The sequence below is a fragment of the Corynebacterium sp. HMSC064E10 genome (assembly GCF_001812505.1).
Taxonomy (GTDB): Bacteria; Actinomycetota; Actinomycetes; order Mycobacteriales; family Mycobacteriaceae; genus Corynebacterium; species Corynebacterium amycolatum.
This window is the reverse complement of record NZ_KV809173.1, coordinates 655,870-673,537: the sequence shown is the minus strand read 5'-3', so window position 1 is coordinate 673,537 and position 17,668 is coordinate 655,870. Positions and strand designations below refer to the sequence as shown.

Below are 17,668 nucleotides of genomic sequence, written 5' to 3'. Positions count from 1 at the left end.
CGAGTATCCGAGCGCTGAGTCTTAGCGCGGTGAGCTCGACCGAGCCTAGACCTGTGCGCGCGCAAGTCGAGCAAAGGCGCCGTCGGCGCGCAAGAGGTTGTCATAAGTGCCGCGCTCGATGAGTTGGCCGTTTTCGATGACCAGGATGTCATCGGCCTCGGTCAGAGTCTGAAGCCGGTGTGCAATGAAGATGCAGGTCGCGCCACATGCGCGGGCATTGTCGACGATACGAGCCTGCGTCAGTGGATCCTGGTGGCTGGTGGCTTCGTCGAAAATGGCAATCTTTCCGGCGAGGTTGGCACCGGGGCCGTTGGGCACGGAACCGTCGGCAAGTACCGCGCGTAAGTAGGTGCGAGCCAGCGCCAGACGTTGACGCTGACCACCGCTAAGCCGCTGCGCGCGGCGGCCAATGGGCCTATCCAGCGGTAGCTCAGCAGGGTTGATGGCAGCGAGTTCGAGTGCCCAGTGCATCAGCGATTCGGGAACCTCGCAGCCATCAGGTGCGCCGAGACACAAGTTCTCAGCGACAGTGGCCTCCATGAGAAAAGGATTCTGATCTGCGACAACAACAGCTCGGCAGACATTGGTTGAGCCGAGGTCACGGGCATTGTGACCATTGATGATGACCTCTCCCGCATCCGGATCGACATGCCGTTGGATTAGCCGGGAAAGCGTGGACTTGCCCGAACCGGTGGGGCCGACCACACCGATGAACTGGCCTGTGGCAATGCGCAGATTGATCTTGGTCAGAGCACGGTTATCGGCGCCAGGGTAGTGATAGCTGACATCGCTCAGTTCGAGGGCAGGGACAGGGTCGACGGAGTTGGCCCGGGCGCCCTGCGCATGTCGCGGTTCAAACTGATTCGGCATCTCCAGCTGCTCCGGCTGCCGCGGTTCTTCCACAGTCGGTGGCTGCGCGGCCAGCTCCCTAATCCGAGTGACTGCATTGAGCCCTGCTGGCAGAGAAGATGCCAGGCGCTCGATCGAATCCATCGATGCAGCTGTTCCCGCCACCAGGGACGTCGCCACCAAAACTGCGGGCAGCATGCGGTAATCGGCTGAAAGCGCCGGGATACCAGCACAAAAGACAGCGATGCTGCCGCCCCAAATCCGAAGCCCAGTCGCACCAGAGCGCAGTCCAGCCCGCTTGCCGCCTGCACGCATCTTCTGGGTGAGCTGCTCGTCGAGCTCGCGCAGTCCCCGCAGCCGCTGCTCGGCTGCGCCGTAGATGAGGATTTCCTCCCGAAGTCGCAGTGTATCGGCGATATACTGCGCAATCTCCGTGCGTGTGGAGTTCGTTGCGGAGGCCTCCGTCGTCGCCTTCTTAGAGCCTGCGAGCGCAATCACAAAGCCAACCGCAAAGGTCAGTGCCAGAGCAATCGTAGGCAGTGCTCCGGCCGTTAATGCCGCCGTCACGACCGCCAGCAGAGGAATTAATACGGCCGTCACCGCGGGCGCAATTGTGTGCGCAAAGAAGACTTCCACGCGGCCAACATCACGAATCGCAATCGTGTGGATTCTGGCAGTACCCAGCCCATCGGTTATCGCGGGCGCCTGCGGGATAAGGCGCTCGACGATCCACAGTCGCAGCTCGCCGAGCAGCTGAAATGCCGCCAAATGTCCGAGGTACTGCTCGACATACCGCAGAATCGCTTTCAGCAGCGCCAGCCCCGCAATCACGCCAATGACCGCCCAGGTCCACGTCATGCCCTTGCTTTGCGACGAGCCGGTTGCGTCCCACTTCAACAGCGCAATTGTGGCAATTGCCCAGGCAGGCACGGCCAGCATTAATGCACCCAGTATGTGCCCAACCACGCGTGCGAGGATAGATGCGCTGAGCGCCCCGCGAGCCTGTGCGGAAAAGCGCAGCAACCAGATGATGTTGTTCATGTCAGCTCTCCTCGGTCAGCGCCCGTGCGTAATACTCATTGCTTGTGCTCAATTCGTCGGGTTTGCCCGCAGCCACAATCCGGCCTTCAGCGACGACAATGACCAGGTCAACGTCCGATAGTGCCTCCATTCGGTGAGCGACCATGATGCTCGTGCGACCTTCAGCGAGGCGGGTCAAGGACTCCTTGATGAGACCTTCCGTCCGGCGATCGATGTCCGCTGTCGGCTCGTCGAGAAGCACAATCGGAGCAGTACCGAGCAGACCACGCGCAATGGCCAGGCGGCGTCGTTGCCCGCCCGAGAGCCAATTGCCCTGATCGCCGACTTCCGAATCGAGACCACCAGGGCGCTGTTCGATTTCGGTGAGTAAGTGCACGTCGCGAAGTGCTTTTCGCATATCGACGGCCGTTGCGTCCGGGCATGCGATGCGAAGATTGTCCGCGACGGTGGTGCCGAAAATGGCTGGTTGCTGGGAGATGAGTAGCGAATTGGCGAGCAACTCCGGGGTTGAAAGAGCGTGGCCGTCGAGGGAGACTTCCCCGGAATGTGGCTGCAGGCCTGCGAGTACACGCAGGAGTGTGCTTTTTCCGGAACCGCTGGGGCCAACGATGCCGACTCTGCTGCCGGCTGGAATTGTCAGGTTGATATCGGAGAGAATGCGCTTTTCGCCGATGTCAACGCTGACATCGCGGAGGGAAATCTCCGGTGCGTGCTGTGCGTGCGGTGCCTGCGGCGCGGAGGCATCGGTGGAATGCGCTGTTGCGGCTGTGGACGCTTCAGCTGGAGGTTCACCGAACATCTCCACAATTCCATTTCGATGGGTGCGTCCACCGAGTCCGATGTAGAAGGTCCGACCGACACGATTAACGGGCTCGTAGAGCAGAACGGATAGAAAAACACCTGCGAGAGCAGTGCCTACGCTGATTGCGCCGGCCTGTAAACGCAGCAGGACAAGGCCGATTGCTGTAGTCGACATTGCAATTCCAAAAACAGCATCGTTGACAATAATCATCAGCTGATTGCGGGCGAGCAGGGCGGTAAGCTCAGCCATCGCGGTGCGAGTTTGGCTGGCAAAACGCGTCATGACCCGGTCAATTGCTCCAAGAACTTTGAATGTGCCCAGCCCTTCGAGCATTTCCAAATACGCATGTGTGGCCTTCGCTTGCTTTCGGCGATACGTCGCATTGGATTTCCGCAGGATTTTTCCAGCCCCAATAATGATCAACGGCGTGGAAATGAAAAATAGTGCCAGCCACAAGGCGGTTTTCGTATCCACCCACAAAGCCCAGACCACCAAAATAATCAGTGGAGCACTAAACGAGGCCAACGTGGGAGCGAGAAATGTCGCTCGGTAATTCGCGGTCTGTTCGACGCTTGCGGTCGCTGCATCGAAGAGTAGGCCCTCGCCAGTGTTAGAGGCGCTTCGGTGTGCGTGACCGGATTTCCCGCCACCGTGCCCTTTTCCATCTGCGTGCTTCGTGACCTGTTCAGGAGCAGAAAACTCCGGCTTCAGCACACTGCCAACCACATGCGAGCGCCACAGCTTTTCCTGCTCCCCAGCTAGCCGTGGTGGTAGTGCCTCGGTGACATAAGCACAGAGGCTTCCTAGAATGACCGCCACAATTGTAGCGGCCAGGGATTCATGAAGCCCCCAATCCCCAAACCAATTGCCGCCACTGGTGAATGTCATACCGCCGTGCAAACTGCTGAGAGCATCGAGCGCGTGTCCAAGAGACACGGCACTGAGAGCGAAGGAAAAGCTACGCCCCCAGCTGGATAACAAAACCCAGTGCATTCCGCGGGGAGGCGAAGTCAGTGCTTCATGAATCCACATAGCGACGTGAAAACCTATTTTCTATTTAGCCAGCGCGTCAGCGATCTCACGCAGTCCATCGGGCATGTGCATTCCGGCGGTGCCAGAGGTCGTCTTCGCATCGATCAGTTGCACTCGATCATTCTTGACCGCAGCGACGTCGGCAAGCGCCGGATTATCCAGCAACTCCTGGAATGGAGCCTTGCCCTGTCCGTGGAAATCCTGAATCAAAATGACATCCGGATTGAGCTGCACAATTGTCTCCGGATCAGCGGGAACGGCACCCGGGCGCTTGCCCTTTGGCGAAATCGGCTCGCCACCGGCCAGCTCAACGAGATTCGTCGTCGCCGACTGCATTCCCATAATCATCTTCTGACCACCGCGGGCAAACAGGACCAGCGTTTTTGGCTTAGTTGTGGAATCAATTCCCGAGAGAATCTCTTCGGTTTCCGATTCAATCTTGGCAACCATTTCGGCCGCTTTGTCCTCAGCTCCCAGCAACTTGCCGAGCGTGGTCACCGATTCTGCCAGCGCCTTCGGCGAAGCGAAATCACTGCTGGAAAACGCAGCGGTCGGAACATCGCTGGCGCCCAGCAGCTTGCTTGCCGACTGCTCCTGATCATGGCGGCTAGTCATCAACACCATGTCCGGCTCATAGGACAGAATCTGCTCCGGATCCGGCTTCGTGGAGTTGGCAATTGCATTAGGCACCTTACGCGCCAGCTCAACCTGATTACCAGAGGTCTCATCGAGCGCGTTCTTCGTCACCGCGACGACACGCTCTGGCCCAACCAGTTCCAGCGCCAGATCTGCAACCTCGGTCGACAGTGCAACGATGCGCTTCGGCTGACTCTGCACCGTAACGTCATGGTCGCCGACTGTCACAGTCCGCGGCCACTGCGCCTGCTGGTTTGTCGAAGTTTCGCTTGACGACGGCTGCTGCGACGCCTCCTCCGAAGAGGAACAGGCGACGACCGCAGCGAGTGGGAGCGCTGCAATCAACGGCAGAGCGAAGGCCTTTTTAGAGTTTCGCTTCAAGGCAGAGATAGGAGAAGTTGGTGAAAACACGAAAGTACTTCCTTGAATGTTGAGTTTTGATTGTCGGGAAAGTTTTCAGTTGCGTTATCGCTAGCTGGAATCAGTCAGTCTGAATCAGTTAGCCGCAATCAGTCAGCCGGGCGAGCCCGAGCCAACGCCGTCACTCGCACCGAACCGGTGTGCGGATCGGTATCGACAGCGCTGGAGATGCGATAAATCGCATCTATTCGGGGAGGTGTTAGCACCGCTTCGGCGGAACCAGTGACTTCCAATCCGCCGTTGTGAATCACACTGAGCCGGTGGCAGCTGCGGGCAGCGAGGTTGAGGTCATGAAGGACGACTCCGATACCGTGGCCTTCGTCGGCAAGCTCGCCGACGAGCTCGAGGATTTCCAGCTGAAACCCGATGTCCAAGGCTGCAGTGGGTTCGTCGAAAAGCATGACCTTGGCCTGTTGTGCCAATAGCTTTGCGATGAACACCAATTGCCGCTGCCCGCCGGACAGAGCCGTGATAGGGCGGTCGGCGAGTGCGGTGACACCAACGCGGTCTAGCGCGTAGGCGACGATGTCGTGGTCCGTGGAGTTTAGTGAGCTGCGGAAACGGTCACGCCGACGGTGGTGCGCGTACCTGCCGAGTGCCACGACAGTTCGAACGTCAATAGCAGCATCGGCCGGTGTGTGCTGTGGCAGGTACGCCAATCGAGTGGCGCGTTCGTGGGCACGAAGCTTCGTCAGCGGCGTGCCGAGGAGCTCAACCTGCCCCAAACTCGGTGTCACAATGCCAGCCATAGCACGGAGCAAGGAGGATTTTCCGGTGCCGTTGGAGCCGATGATGCCGTGGACTTCGCCAGGTCGAATAGCAAGGTTCACGCCACTTACGACGGTCCGATTGCGGTAACCGACACTGAGGTCGGTAGCCCGCAGCAGCGCGGTGCTGTCGGTGTCTGGCTTAGTGACGTGGTCAGTGAGATTTTGCGTCTGCTGACTCATGACTGGCGACCACCTTGCCGAAGAATCAACGCGAGTAGCGCAGGTGCGCCAAGGAACGCGGTGACTGTGCCAGTTTGCAGAGCAACTGGGGAAAAGAGACTGCGGGCGACGAGGTCGGCGAGAATGAGAAACACTGCGCCGAGGCACATAGAAATGGGCAGCAGGCTGCGGTGATCGGGGCCGATGGCAAGGCGAATCAGGTGCGGGACGACCAATCCGACAAAGGAAATAACGCCAGTGACAGCGACGCCCGCTGCCGTGACTAAAGCAGCCAGGGCGAGTAGCAGTTGCCGGATCCAGACTGTGCGCATACCAGTGGCAGCGGCCTGTTCTTCGCCGAGGAGGAGCAGGTTGAGTTCGGGAATGAGCATCATCAAGATAACCGTGCCGACGGTAATGGGGCCGACTGCCAGCGCAATGTCCTGCCAATTGGCAGCAGTTAAATCGCCGTTGAGCCAGAACATGGCCTGTTGTGCGTCATCACTGTGTGGTGCGTTTGCGATGGTGGCGGCGATGACTGCGCCGAGGAATGCGTTGAGTGCAATACCGACGAGCAACAGGGTGGCTCCGCTGCCGCCATTGAGACCGGCGACGATCTGGACAAATATGACAGCCAGCAACGCGCCTATGAACGCGCCTGCCGAGAGAACCCACGGCGCTTTCGCGGCCACGCCAGTGACGATGAGAATAACGGCTACCACTGCTGCACCGGAGGAGACACCGGTAACACCGGGTTCCGCCAGTGGATTGCGAAAGACTGCCTGCATGGTTGCGCCTGCGACAGCGAGCGAGGCGCCGACCAGTCCCGCAAGGAGGACGCGCGGTAGTCGAATGCTCCAGACAAGTGATTGCGTGGCAGGGGATATCTCTGGCAGAAGGTGGTTGAGAGCTGGGAGGTCGTCGGAAAGCGTATTGATGAGCGGAGTGAGCAGTGCGACGATGCCGTTGCTGAAACCGGTTCCCGCGGGGCCGATGGAGATCGCCAAGAGGATTGTGGCGGGGACGGCCAGGAAAAACAGAAAGCCGAAGAGCCGGGATCGAAGTTTTTGGTTTCGAGGACGCGGAAGAGAAGCTCTATCGACAATAGTTTTCACTTGGCTAATGATGGACAATGTGAAAATAATTGTCAATAAAGGCGCGTCAGCGGTCCTGTGGGATCTCCTAAGGACAACAAAACCCCGCACCAGCTCCCCTGTGAAAGTGGGGTGCTAATGCGGGGTGAAAAGCTCTGTAGCTTACTTCTCGTCGCCCAGGCGCTCGTCTGCCATGTCGCGAGCCTTCTTGATCTGGTCGGCCTTGTCCTCGCCGAGCTTCTCCTTGCCTAGCTGCTCAGCCTTGTCCAGAACCTTATCGGTGTTCTCTTCGTTGCTCAGTGCTTCCTTGGCCTTGTCCATAAGTCCCATGGTGAAGTCTCCTTCCATTCGTAATGTCTACTCGCGTTTTTTCGTTTGTGACATAGAGTGTACCGATGAATTGGTGACCTTGCGACCGTATTGGCCCCACGGAGTGAAGTTGATATTCGACTAGCAACACCGTGACTGACAGTTATTGAGCTGTTTTGGTGCGGGCTTCATCTGCCTTGTGCATGACATCGCGCTCGTACTTGCCGACGAAAATCATGAGGACAAACGCTATAGCGACAACGCCAATGAGGGTCGCGAATGTAACATTCCAGCCTGCGAAGTCGATCAAGAGGCCGACACCAGTGGAGGCGAGTGTTGCGCCGAGAAGGTATCCAAACAATCCAGTGAAACCAGCTGCGGTTCCCGCAACATACTTAGGCGAGAGGTCGATGGCCTGCAGTCCGATAAGCATGATTGGACCGTAAATGAGTGCGCCGATCAGGGAGATGAGCACGTAGAACATCCACAATGGTGCCGTGGCGGGTAGCTGCCAATATGCGAAAATGGTGATGCCGGTGCCAACCAGGAAGAGCATGCCGGCGCCTGAGCGCCAACCCTTGAAGACCTTGTCGGAGACCCATCCGCACAGCAGGGTGCCAACAATTGCTGCGCCCTCGTAGAGCATGAATCCGATGATTCCGCCCGTGACGTTGGTCTTGTGCAATTCGTTTGTCAAGTAAATCGGAATCCAGTTAAGAACTCCGTAACGGAGTGCGTAGACGAATACATTGGCAAGTGCCAGCATGACGATAACCGGATTGGTAAGAACATGGTTCTTGACGATTGTGAACCAGGGTTCTTGTGCCTCGTCATTAGTTCCTTCGACTTTGTCCGGGTCGTTACGGTATTCCTCGACCGGAGGCAGGCCCATGGATTGCGGGTTATCTCGAATCAGCAGGAATGCGATGGCGGCAATCGCGAGCGCGACAATTGCCGGTAGCCAGAATGCGGGAGTCCAGTCGGCGTCGGAAGTGGCGAACGAATGCAAGCCCCAGGCTGCCAGAGCACCGCCGACGGCGGCGCCGACATTGTGGGCAGTGTTCCAGATCGACATCAAAGTGCCGCGCTCGGATGTCGAGAACCAGTGGACGACAACTCGTCCAGAGGGAGGCCAGCCCATGCCTTGGAACCAACCATTGATGAACATGACTGTCGCGAATATTGCAACAGAGGCGCTGATGGCTGGGACGAACGCAACAAAGAGGTTTACGACCGCGGACAGTGCTAGGCCAAGTGGGAGGAAGTACCTGGCATTGGCTCTGTCGGAGAGCATGGCCATGAAGAATTTGGATAGGCCGTAGGAGAACAGAACTGCATTGGCTACGATGCCGATTCCGGCTGCGCCAAGTAGGTCGTGCTTTTCCAGTACGGCGGACACCAGGGGGATGTTATTTCTGATGAGGTAGAAGCCCGCGTAGCCGATGAAGATGCCCATGAAGACGTTGAATCGCCAGGTCCGGTAGGTCGGGGCAATTTTTCCTCGGGGAGGGGAGCTGCTGGGCCGGGTGCGCTGAGCCAGCCGAGCCTCTGACTGCTCATAATGACAGTCCTTTCGCTGAAGGCCGCCGTTGCCTCTAATGCAACCTGTGTGGATGCTTAGGGCAGCAGGCGGAGAGCTTTATCGTTTCAGCGTTGAGTTTACAGAGACTTCAGTCTCTATTAATGGGGCGTTAACCTCCCGGCCTTGGGGGTCTTTGAGGGGGGTTGGCGTAAAAGCAATTAATGCTTGTCACTGCCTAGGGAATGTCATTAATTGCCTCGGTGGGGCGCGCTATCCTTACCCCCTTATTGGTGACGACAAACGGGCGCTCAATCAGGCGTGGGTGTGTGACCATTGCGTCCAGCAGTTCCTCGTCGCTGGAGTCCTTAGAGAGTCCCAGTTCCTTGAACTCTGCTTCCTTGGTGCGCACGGCATCGATGACGTTCAGGCCGGCCGTCTCGATTAGCGAGCGCAGCTCGGTCTTGGTTGGAGGAGTGTCTAGGTACTTGATGATCTCCGGCTCGATTCCGGCCTCGCGTAGTACGGCGAGAGCTTGGCGGGACTTTGAGCAGCGGGGGTTGTGGTAAATCTTCGCTTCCATGTCTCCATCATGGCTGATGTTGTGGTGTGACGGTTGACGGAGCGGCGTAACTATATGTGGTGAGACCTTGTTCATTATTTATCTTGAAGGGCCGTAAAGCCAACAACACTTAAGTTCAATAGGTTGAAAATAGTTGTCGTTAGGTTTACTCTCGCACGTGATAGGTGAACGGCGAAGTGCGCCCCAACCGCCCCTAAGGTGACCAGATTTACTGAAGCGGCCGGTCAGCGTAGCCGTCGTAAAGCAATAACAAACAATCAAGAGCGGACACCAACATGACAATTTCCGGAAAGCTTTCGCGATCAGCTAAGTCCATGTGTGCGGGCCTTTCAATCTTGCTAGCGGGCGCTGGCCTTGCAGCGTGTGGCGATGGCAGTGAGGGAGCCAGCGGCGAGAACCCAATCAACGTCGTGGCTTCCACGACACAGATCTGTGATTACGTGAAGCAGCTGGACATCGATGAAGTTGATTTGACCTGTCTGTTGGCGCCGAATGCAACAGCACATGAGCTGGAAATGACCCATGAGCAGCTGACCAAGACTGGTAACGCCGATCTCTTGTTCGTCAACGGAGTCGATTTGGAGCACTTCCTGGACCAGGCGATTGAGTCCTCGGGTTTTTCCGGAACGATGGCAGTAACCAGTGGCGTTCTCACTGCAGGTGACGTAGATGCCATGAAGGCAGCCAAGGACACGGACAAAACCAAGCCGCTGCCACCAGAGAAGGCGAAGAATGGTAACTACACCATCGACCGAGGGGTGGAAAAGATTGATGTCGCCCCATGGCCTTTCCCGCCGGAAGAACCCGGTGAGGAGGCGGAATTCCGCTTCGATCCGCATGTATGGACCTCGCCGAAGAACGCCAAGGTTCAGGTTGCCAATATCGGCTACGCACTGGAACAGGTCGCTGAGGAACGTGGCGACAATGAGCTGAAGTCCACCATCGCCGACCACGTTGCGGCCTACCAGGACAAGCTGAATCAGCTGGATGAGTGGGCAAATAAGTCCATCGCCACCGTGTCGGACCCTGTGCTGTTTACCAGCCACGATGCCTTTGGATACTTCTCCCACGAGTTCAATATCAACTTCATCGGTGCAGCGCTGTCTGATTTCAACGAGCAGCAGGATGCCACGGCCGCGCATATCGCCGAGGCGGCAAAGACCGTGAAGGACTCGGGTGCAACTGCGCTGTTTGCGGAGAACTCGAACAACTCGAAATCAATTGAGGCGATCGCTAAGGCCGCAGGTGTCAAGGCCATCGTTGGTGAGGACGCACTCTACGGCGACTCCCTTGGTCCGGCTGGCAGTGATGGCGAAACCTACATCGGTTCCATCATCCACAACGTCACTCAGGTTGTGACGGCATGGGACGGAACTGTCGCGCCGCTGCCAGAGGGCATCAAGTGAGCCGTAACCGCTTAGCTAACCCCATGTCTGCCGAACCCATAGTCACGCTCCGCGATGCCTCATTCGGCTACACGGCGGTACCCATCGTCAATCACATCACCGCCAATGTCGCACCGGGTACCGGGCTTGCACTCATCGGCGCCAATGGCTCTGGAAAAACGACTGTGCTGCGCGGAATCCTGGGTGGGACTCGTATTCTCGCTGGTGAGATGCACAACAACGCGAAGATTGTGTCCTACGTCCCGCAGTCGGCAGACCTCGATCGCACTTTTCCGGTCACGGCTTTCGATGTCGTCGCCATGGGGGTGCTGCACGAACTGCACCCCTTCCAACCGCTTGGACACCGCAAAGAACGCATCCACGCAGCGCTAGCCAAAGTCGGGCTTGCCGACCGCACCAGTGAACGTTTCGGCAACCTCTCCGGTGGTCAGCAGCAACGCGTTCTGTTGGCGCGTGCCATCGTCGCACGTCCGCAACTCGTGCTTCTCGACGAGCCGTTTAACGGCCTCGACGCTGAAAATCGGGCGATGCTGCTGAATCTCCTCAACGAACTGAAGGAAAATGGCACGGCAATTATCGCGGCCACCCATGATCTCGTGCTTGCCGAGGAAACCTGCGAAAACACATTAATCGTGGCGGAGCAGCCAGCTTTTGGTGCGACCTCGAAGTTGGTGCCAGCCTATGTGGACTGAGCTTGCGAATGAGCTTGGGGTAGCGCCTTTCATGTTTAGGCCACTAGTGCTGCTGATTGCCCTCGGGGCGGTCTCTGGCCTGGTCGGTGTCATCGTGAACCTGCGTAGCCTCGAGTTCAATGCCGAGGCCATGGTGCATTCTATTTTTCCCGGAATTGTGGCCGGTGCCGTATTCGGCGGCATCGACATGATTATCCCGGTGGCTGCAGCATTTGCGGTGGTAGTGGCAGTAGCACTGACCTTAGTATCGCGCTCGCACATGTCGGAAGCCGGAGTTGCAGTTGTACTGACCAGCTTCTTTTCCATCGGTGTGATTCTCTCGCTGAAGAAAGGTGACCAGTCAGGACAGCTGGAAGCGCTCATGTTCGGGCGACTGCTGGAAGTCACTGACTCCCGTCTCACCAGCGCCCTGATTGTCTGTGCCATCGCCTTGGTTCTTATCGCAGTGACCTGGCGCCAGCAGGTGTTTGTTGCCTTTGATCGCTTCGGTGCCAAAGCCGCAGGCGTCAATGTGTGGGGCGCCGACCTCACCATTAACGCGGCGATTGCTGCGGTCGTGGTGTCGTCGGCAAGCGCAGTGGGCGTGCTGCTGGTAGTCGGATATCTGGTCGTGCCGGGAGCGGCGGCGAGACTGCTGACTCGCCGAGTTCATGTGATGGTGCCGATCGCGATTGCAGTGGGCTGCCTCAGCGGAATCGTTGGTTTGGCACTGGTGCCTTTGGGGCCGGTGTCGCCTCAGGCAGTCGTCGCGCTGACCTCGGTGGGACTGTATTTCATGGCACTGGGGCTGCGCGTCGTGCTGGGAGGCGACCGTGTCTAGCATCCTGATTTTGCCAATTATCGAACTGATACTGGTAGGAGCCCTGGCTGGAGTAGTTGGGGTGCTCGCGGTGCTGGGAAAACAAGTGTTCTTCGCAGAAGCGATTACACATGCGACTTTTCCCGGCGCGGTTGTGGGCGTTGTTATTGCGGCAGCGCTCGGCCTGAGCCACTCGTGGATTTCGGTGTTCCTCTTTATCGGAGCATTTCTGATGTGTATTCCGATTGGGGCGCTGTTCGGTCTGTCAAAGGTGGGAACGACGTCCTCGGCGGCGGGAATTGTGCTGACATTTGGGTTCGCACTGGGCTACTTCCTGAACAAGTGGTTCGCCCCGTTGCCGGTGAAGGTAGAGAGTTTCCTGGTCGGCAGCGTACTCAACGTGAACAAGATTGATATTGCGCTGTCCGGTGGCCTCTTGCTGCTGGTGGCGTTGGTGCTGGTGGCTCGGTGGCGGCAGCTGATTTACTTCACCTTCGACCCGGAGTCTTTCGGAGTCGCGCATTCGAGGAGAAAAGCACAGCTGGTCATCAGCGGGCTCATCGTTCTGACTCTGGTGGCGCTGATTCCGGCTGTCGGCACGATTCTATCCATCGCGCTGCTAGCTGCCCCGGCAGCTGCGCTCGTTGGGGTAGTGAACGATACCCGTTTGCTATTCGTGTTGGCGCCATTGATGGGTATCGCGATTGGCCTGGTGGGGCTATTCATTGCGGTGGCGGCGAATCTGTCAGTTGGTGGCTGCATTGGTGTATGCGCCGGCTGTTTCTATGTCCCCCTCAAGATTGCGTCAACACGCAATAGCGCTAGAGTTTGAAGAATGCACGTGGAGGATTTACCAGCAAAGACCCAGGACTACCTCAAGGTCATTTGGGATTTGCACGAGCGCACCGGTGAAAAAGTGGCACTTGGCGACGTCGCTGAGCGGATGGGCGAAAAGAAGCCCACCGCCAGCGAGGCTGTAAAGAAGCTAGCTGCACGTGGCCTTGTCAACCACGAGCCGTATCGGGGCATTAGCCTGTCGGACCGTGGGCGAGACATTGCGCTAATCATGGTGCGTCGCCACCGGTTGATTGAAAGCTTCTTGGTCTCGACTCTGGGATACACCTGGGATGAGGTTCACGAGGAAGCCGAAAAGCTTGAACATGCGGTCTCGGATGATTTCATTAGTCGCATTGATGCAATGCTGGGATTCCCTGAGCGCGATCCGCATGGCGATCCAATTCCCAGCGCAAGCGGTACCATCGCCAGCGCAGTGCGCACCGACCTGACGGATATCGAAGCCGGCGCGATGGTGGTAGTCGATCGCATTAATGACTCCGACCCTGAACTACTGCGCTATTTGGCGACATCAGGGGTAGGACCGGGGACTGTGCTCCGAGCCGAAGCCGCACCATATGCAGGCATGCATGTCTTTGCCATCCTCGATGAGGTGGACGATACCGAGCCAAAGAAAATTCATGTGGCAGACTCGGCACTATGGGCAATCAAGGCGACTCCAACAACGAACTGACGAGGGCCGCAGCGCGCTCTTACTATAAGGTGTCGCGGAATCTCACTGGGCCAACTAAAGTGCCACCCGCACCGTCAGTTTCGTTCGACAGCGTGAAGAGTGCTCGTCGACAGGCATATGCCAGTGTCGAGAGCGTTGATGTGCCACTCAATGCCATCGCTATCTCGCCTGCTGAGCAGCAGGAACACATGGCTAATCTCGAACGCCGCTTGAATGCCTCGACCAAAGATATGCGGGCACTGCTGGACTACGAAGAGCAGCGCATTGCGGTCACTAGCACCGTCAAAGAGGCAATCGTCTATACGTTGCTGGCAATACTCCTTTTGGCAGCAGCCATCGGACTTGGCTACGCCAGCCACCTGGGGGCCGATGCGATTTTGAATGCTGCGGCGGAGGTGACGCCGCGATGAGTAAACGCTCAGGCTCCGACAACGGGTGCGCGACGGTCATTGTCGTATTTTTCTTCTTCGGCCTGATTGTTCAGCTCTTCGGTGTCACGCTGTGGATTCTGCAATATGCATTGCCAGTTGCGGGCTTGGTGCTTGCGATTCTCATTGCATACCAGGCGTGGGTCGGTGTGCGCCGCAGCGCTGAGGCGCACGAGCTCGCCGAGCGTAATCACGCTGAGCTACAGCAGATTGCCATGGACACCGAGTACCAGCTCACCGCAATCCTCTCTGCCTGGGACAACGTGAACACCACAATGGGGGTCGGCACCATCTACAAAGATGTATTTGCCTCCGGAGAGGCTACGCCGGAGCTCATCGAACTACGCGGTGAGCTCTCTCGAGCTCGAAAGCTAAACAACCGACTGCGCGAGCAGCGCGAAACTATGACTAACCGGGAGCTGGTGGAAGCCATCTCTGATGCCGACGAGCTCTGGTGCTCGCTGACGAAGACGTATCAGAACGCTCGTCGCGAGCTGTAGTAACGCACTTGAATTAGTCGACGGTCATCACAACCTTGCCGTCAGCGTGTCCGTCTTCCAATACCCGGTGGACCTCCGCGACCTCGGTGAGATTTTTAGTCAGGCCGATAGGAAGCGAAATCTCACCGGCAACCACGCGGTCGGCCAGGTCTGCATAAATAGTCGTGTCATTCGAAATAGCCGGGATGTGTGCCTCAATGCCGCGTTCCTTCGCCGGTGTTAAATCGGCCAGCGAAGGCAGCGCCACAATCCGACCATCCGATGCCAACACATCCAGCGAGGGGAGGAAAGTATCGAAATACACGCCGTCAAGGACAACGTCCACGCCCTCGGGGAACTGCTGGCGCACAGCCTTGAATACATCTTCCGCTGTGTAATCAATGTGCTGCGCGCCAAAGCCCACTAGTTTTTCATGATGGCGTGACGACGCACTGGCCAACACAGTTGCGCCACGGGCGACCGCCAGCTGCGTCATCAGCTGGCCAACACCGCCACCGGCACCATGAATTAGTACGGTGTCACCGCTTTTTACCTTTGCAAGCTGCTCGACAGCCACGGTCGCCGTGATTCCCACTAGGGCAAGGCCCGCAGCGGTAACGTCGTCAAGCGAATCGGGCGTTCGGACCACACCGTCGGCGGGGAAGACGTTGTGCGTTGCGTAGGTGCCGCGGAAGTCGTCGAAGCTGCGCATGCCGAAGACACGGTCGCCGGGGGCGAAGCTGTCCACACCTTCGCCGACGGCAACGACTTCGCCAGCGGCTTCACGTCCGAGCACCGCGGGAGGGGTGAACTTTGCGCACAGGCCGGAAGATCCATCGCGCATCTTGTAGTCCAGCGGGTTTGCGCCGATGGCTGTGGTTTTGACCAGGATTTCACCGGGGCCGGGCTCTGCAGGCTCGATAGGTGTCCTGGTGAAAATGTCAGCGGGGCCGAACTCCGTAATGGTCATTGCGTATGCGTTGCCTGAATTTGCTGCCATGTCCATCACTGTAGTCCTAGCTGCTAATTATGAACGGGTGGCAGGTGGGAGGGCAGCGGTGACGGCGTCGAAGGACTCGTTGAGGTAGGCGCTGAGGAGGTCGGCGGCGTGGTGCGGGGTGTCTTCGATGAGAACCTTGGCGATACTGATGTGGCGATCGGCGTATCGGGCATGGAGTTCGATGCTTTGGGGGTAGGAGAGGAAGCAAAGACGGAGTTGGGCCTGAATGGATTCGGCGGTTGCTAACAGGTCGGGAGACCCGGAAGCCCTGACGATGGCGAGGTGAAAGGCATTATTCCGTTCGGGAAGGTTCAATGATGACTGCGAACCACAAAGAGAAAGAATCTCTTTGCCGAGGAGCTTTGCTTGGCTCTTGCTTAGCGACCGCAGTGTTCCGCATTCGGCGACATGGCGAAAAGCATACAGTTCGCGGATGCGTTCTTTGTCGAAGGAGGCGATAAAAACGCCGTGATGAGGGATGTGAGTGAGTAGCCCCTCAGATTCCAGCTTCCGGTACGCCTGTCGGATGGTGTTGCGACTGACCTGTAGTCGCGCAGCAAGTTGGGTTTCACGGAGCTGCTCGCCGCTGTAGTGCTTTCCGGCGAGAATCTCTCGGCGCAGGACAGTTGCGGTGGCATCCGCTACTGAAACGTCATGTTGTTTTTCCCCAGAGGACGTGTGGGTCTGATCGTCGAGGATGTTTCCGGGGGTAGTCATGTAATACAGACTACTAAAGCACTTTTGTGTGGCGGCCATCACCAATTAACATACGAGACATTGTTCAACAATCTCGGTGCAGACGATCTTCAACGTAGGAATCCTTCAACGTGGGGATTGTCAGATTTGTAGGGAAAGGCCTTACGCTATGGACGCTTCAACATCTGCCCACAAGGCGCGTCGAACGGCACTCCTCGGCGCTGTATTCCTGATGGCGACCAGTGCTATCGGGCCAGGCTTCCTCACCCAGACCGCAACCTTTACGGCCAAGCTTGGCGCGGCTTTCGCCTTTGCCATTTTGGTCTCGGTGCTTCTTGATATCGCGATTCAGCTCAACGTGTGGCGAGTAATCGCCGTCTCTGGACGCCGCGCACAGGAGCTCGGCAACGCCGTGATTCCGGGGTTGGGCTGGCTTATGTCAATTCTCATTGTCATCGGTGGTGTGGTCTTCAATATTGGCAACGTCGGCGGAGCTGGACTTGGCGCGAACGCGATGTTGGGCGTGGACGCAAAGATTGGCGGCATTGTTACTGCAATCCTCGCCATTGGCTTCTTTCTCTCCCGACGGGCGGGTATGGCGCTGGACAAGGCACTCGTCGTGCTTGGTGTAGTGATGATTCTGGTCACTGCAATTGTGGCGTTCAGTTCTAACCCACCAGTAGGAGAAGCACTGAAGAACACGGTCATGCCCGACACGATTGACTTGCTGGCAATCATCACGCTGGTCGGTGGCACTGTAGGCGGTTACATTACTTACGCTGGCGCTCACCGCATGCTTGACGCTGGCGCCAGCGGTGTGGAGCACCTCGCGCAGACCACTCGCTCATCTGTTACGAGCATCATTGTCACGGCTATCATGCGTTTCCTACTTTTCCTAGCTGTCTTGGGAGTGGTCGCGGGTGGCGTGGTCCTCAATACGGATGGAAACCCCGCTGCAGAGGCATTCCAAGCTGCGGCAGGCGATTGGGGTATGCGATTCTTTGGCGTTGTCCTGTGGGCTGCGGGAATCTCGTCGATTGTGGGTGCCAGCTACACCTCGGCAACGTTTCTGACTCGTTCCTCGGGTGCTGGTGCCAAGACTCAAAACACGATCACCATTGTCCTAATTGCAATTTCCACGCTGCTCTTCGGTGTCATCGGTACGGCTCCAGCGACGCTGTTGGTTTTCGCCGGAGCCTTCAACGGTTTGGTTCTACCAATTGGTGTTACTGTGCTGATTTACATCGCGCTGTTCCGTGCGGACCTCATGAATGGCTACAAGTACCCGAAGTGGTTAGCGGCTATCGGAATCGTGGGTGTCGCAGTCGCTTGGTTCTTGGCGTGGCGCTCGTTCGGCGGCGTGTTTGAAATGCTCGGCTAATCGGCCGGTTTTTCGTACAGCTCAGATGAGGACCAACATATCAAC

General features: G+C 57.6%; 17 protein-coding genes and 1 pseudogene. 8 read left to right on the top strand and 10 right to left on the bottom strand.

Annotation, left to right across the window (positions count from 1 at the left end; all coding sequences use genetic code 11):
- Nucleotides 1-45 precede the first annotated feature (45 nt).
- The 8 genes and pseudogenes from HMPREF2860_RS04735 to arsC form a co-directional block, all read right to left on the bottom strand.
- Complete coding sequence (locus HMPREF2860_RS04735) at nucleotides 46-1,890, bottom strand: ABC transporter ATP-binding protein (RefSeq protein ID WP_070560606.1); 1,845 nt, start codon at nucleotides 1,888-1,890, stop codon at nucleotides 46-48.
- Nucleotide 1,891: 1 nt separating this feature from the next.
- A complete protein-coding gene (locus tag HMPREF2860_RS04730; RefSeq protein ID WP_239392938.1) occupies nucleotides 1,892-3,628 on the bottom strand; it encodes an ATP-binding cassette domain-containing protein in 1,737 nt (578 codons plus the stop codon).
- A 117-nt stretch (nucleotides 3,629-3,745) separates the two neighbouring features.
- Entirely contained in the window at nucleotides 3,746-4,771 is a 1,026-nt protein-coding gene (locus tag HMPREF2860_RS04725; protein WP_038628185.1) for an ABC transporter substrate-binding protein, read from the bottom strand.
- A 98-nt stretch (nucleotides 4,772-4,869) separates the two neighbouring features.
- Complete coding sequence (locus HMPREF2860_RS04720; RefSeq protein ID WP_038628188.1) at nucleotides 4,870-5,730, bottom strand: ABC transporter ATP-binding protein; 861 nt, start codon at nucleotides 5,728-5,730, stop codon at nucleotides 4,870-4,872.
- Nucleotides 5,727-6,716, bottom strand: a complete 990-nt coding sequence (locus tag HMPREF2860_RS04715; RefSeq protein ID WP_239392939.1) for a FecCD family ABC transporter permease — start codon at nucleotides 6,714-6,716, stop codon at nucleotides 5,727-5,729. Before HMPREF2860_RS04715 ends, HMPREF2860_RS04720 begins: the two co-directional genes overlap by 4 nt.
- A 249-nt stretch (nucleotides 6,717-6,965) precedes the next feature.
- Nucleotides 6,966-7,133: an antitoxin gene (locus HMPREF2860_RS04710; RefSeq protein WP_080969535.1), complete on the bottom strand. Its 168-nt coding sequence runs from the start codon at nucleotides 7,131-7,133 to the stop codon at nucleotides 6,966-6,968.
- Nucleotides 7,134-7,275: 142 nt separating this feature from the next.
- Nucleotides 7,276-8,672 (bottom strand): annotated as a pseudogene (locus HMPREF2860_RS04705) (MFS transporter).
- Nucleotides 8,673-8,869: 197 nt separating this feature from the next.
- On the bottom strand, nucleotides 8,870-9,214 hold the full coding sequence (gene arsC / locus HMPREF2860_RS04700) for an arsenate reductase (glutaredoxin) (RefSeq protein WP_070628627.1): 345 nt from the start codon (nucleotides 9,212-9,214) through the stop codon (nucleotides 8,870-8,872).
- Nucleotides 9,215-9,489: 275 nt separating this feature from the next.
- Between arsC and HMPREF2860_RS04695 the strand changes: the two genes are divergently transcribed.
- The 7 genes from HMPREF2860_RS04695 to HMPREF2860_RS04665 all read left to right on the top strand — a co-directional run bounded on the left by HMPREF2860_RS04695 (nucleotide 9,490) and on the right by HMPREF2860_RS04665 (nucleotide 14,567).
- Entirely contained in the window at nucleotides 9,490-10,620 is a 1,131-nt protein-coding gene (locus HMPREF2860_RS04695; RefSeq protein ID WP_070560610.1) for a metal ABC transporter substrate-binding protein, read from the top strand.
- A gap of 23 nt (nucleotides 10,621-10,643) precedes the next feature.
- The gene (locus tag HMPREF2860_RS04690; protein ID WP_222867335.1) at nucleotides 10,644-11,312 is read left to right on the top strand and encodes a metal ABC transporter ATP-binding protein; all 669 of its coding nucleotides are present in this window, start codon (nucleotides 10,644-10,646) and stop codon (nucleotides 11,310-11,312) included.
- On the top strand, nucleotides 11,302-12,132 hold the full coding sequence (locus HMPREF2860_RS04685; RefSeq protein WP_070560612.1) for a metal ABC transporter permease: 831 nt from the start codon (nucleotides 11,302-11,304) through the stop codon (nucleotides 12,130-12,132). Before HMPREF2860_RS04690 ends, HMPREF2860_RS04685 begins: the two co-directional genes overlap by 11 nt.
- Nucleotides 12,125-12,943 (top strand): metal ABC transporter permease, encoded by an 819-nt coding sequence (locus tag HMPREF2860_RS04680; RefSeq protein WP_038628210.1) that lies wholly within the window; start codon nucleotides 12,125-12,127, stop codon nucleotides 12,941-12,943. Before HMPREF2860_RS04685 ends, HMPREF2860_RS04680 begins: the two co-directional genes overlap by 8 nt.
- 3 nt (nucleotides 12,944-12,946) lie before the next feature.
- On the top strand, nucleotides 12,947-13,639 hold the full coding sequence (locus tag HMPREF2860_RS04675; protein ID WP_038628213.1) for a metal-dependent transcriptional regulator: 693 nt from the start codon (nucleotides 12,947-12,949) through the stop codon (nucleotides 13,637-13,639).
- Nucleotides 13,640-13,731: 92 nt separating this feature from the next.
- Nucleotides 13,732-14,049 carry a hypothetical protein gene (locus tag HMPREF2860_RS04670; RefSeq protein WP_038628215.1) on the top strand — a complete coding sequence of 106 codons (318 nt, stop codon included), beginning with the start codon at nucleotides 13,732-13,734 and terminating at the stop codon, nucleotides 14,047-14,049.
- On the top strand, nucleotides 14,046-14,567 hold the full coding sequence (locus HMPREF2860_RS04665) for a hypothetical protein (protein WP_038628219.1): 522 nt from the start codon (nucleotides 14,046-14,048) through the stop codon (nucleotides 14,565-14,567). The genes HMPREF2860_RS04670 and HMPREF2860_RS04665 overlap by 4 nt, the downstream gene beginning before the upstream one ends.
- 13 nt (nucleotides 14,568-14,580) lie before the next feature.
- Here HMPREF2860_RS04665 and HMPREF2860_RS04660 read toward each other — a convergent pair whose 3' ends face one another.
- Together HMPREF2860_RS04660 and HMPREF2860_RS04655 are read right to left on the bottom strand one after the other, a co-directional pair.
- Nucleotides 14,581-15,546 (bottom strand): quinone oxidoreductase family protein, encoded by a 966-nt coding sequence (locus tag HMPREF2860_RS04660; protein WP_235191238.1) that lies wholly within the window; start codon nucleotides 15,544-15,546, stop codon nucleotides 14,581-14,583.
- 27 nt (nucleotides 15,547-15,573) lie between these two features.
- Nucleotides 15,574-16,263 carry a GntR family transcriptional regulator gene (locus HMPREF2860_RS04655; RefSeq protein WP_038628232.1) on the bottom strand — a complete coding sequence of 230 codons (690 nt, stop codon included), beginning with the start codon at nucleotides 16,261-16,263 and terminating at the stop codon, nucleotides 15,574-15,576.
- Between the two features lie 148 nt (nucleotides 16,264-16,411).
- Here HMPREF2860_RS04655 and HMPREF2860_RS04650 point away from each other — a divergent pair, with 148 nt between their 5' ends.
- A complete protein-coding gene (locus HMPREF2860_RS04650) occupies nucleotides 16,412-17,623 on the top strand; it encodes an NRAMP family divalent metal transporter (RefSeq protein ID WP_038628234.1) in 1,212 nt (403 codons plus the stop codon).
- Nucleotides 17,624-17,668: the final 45 nt, after the last annotated feature.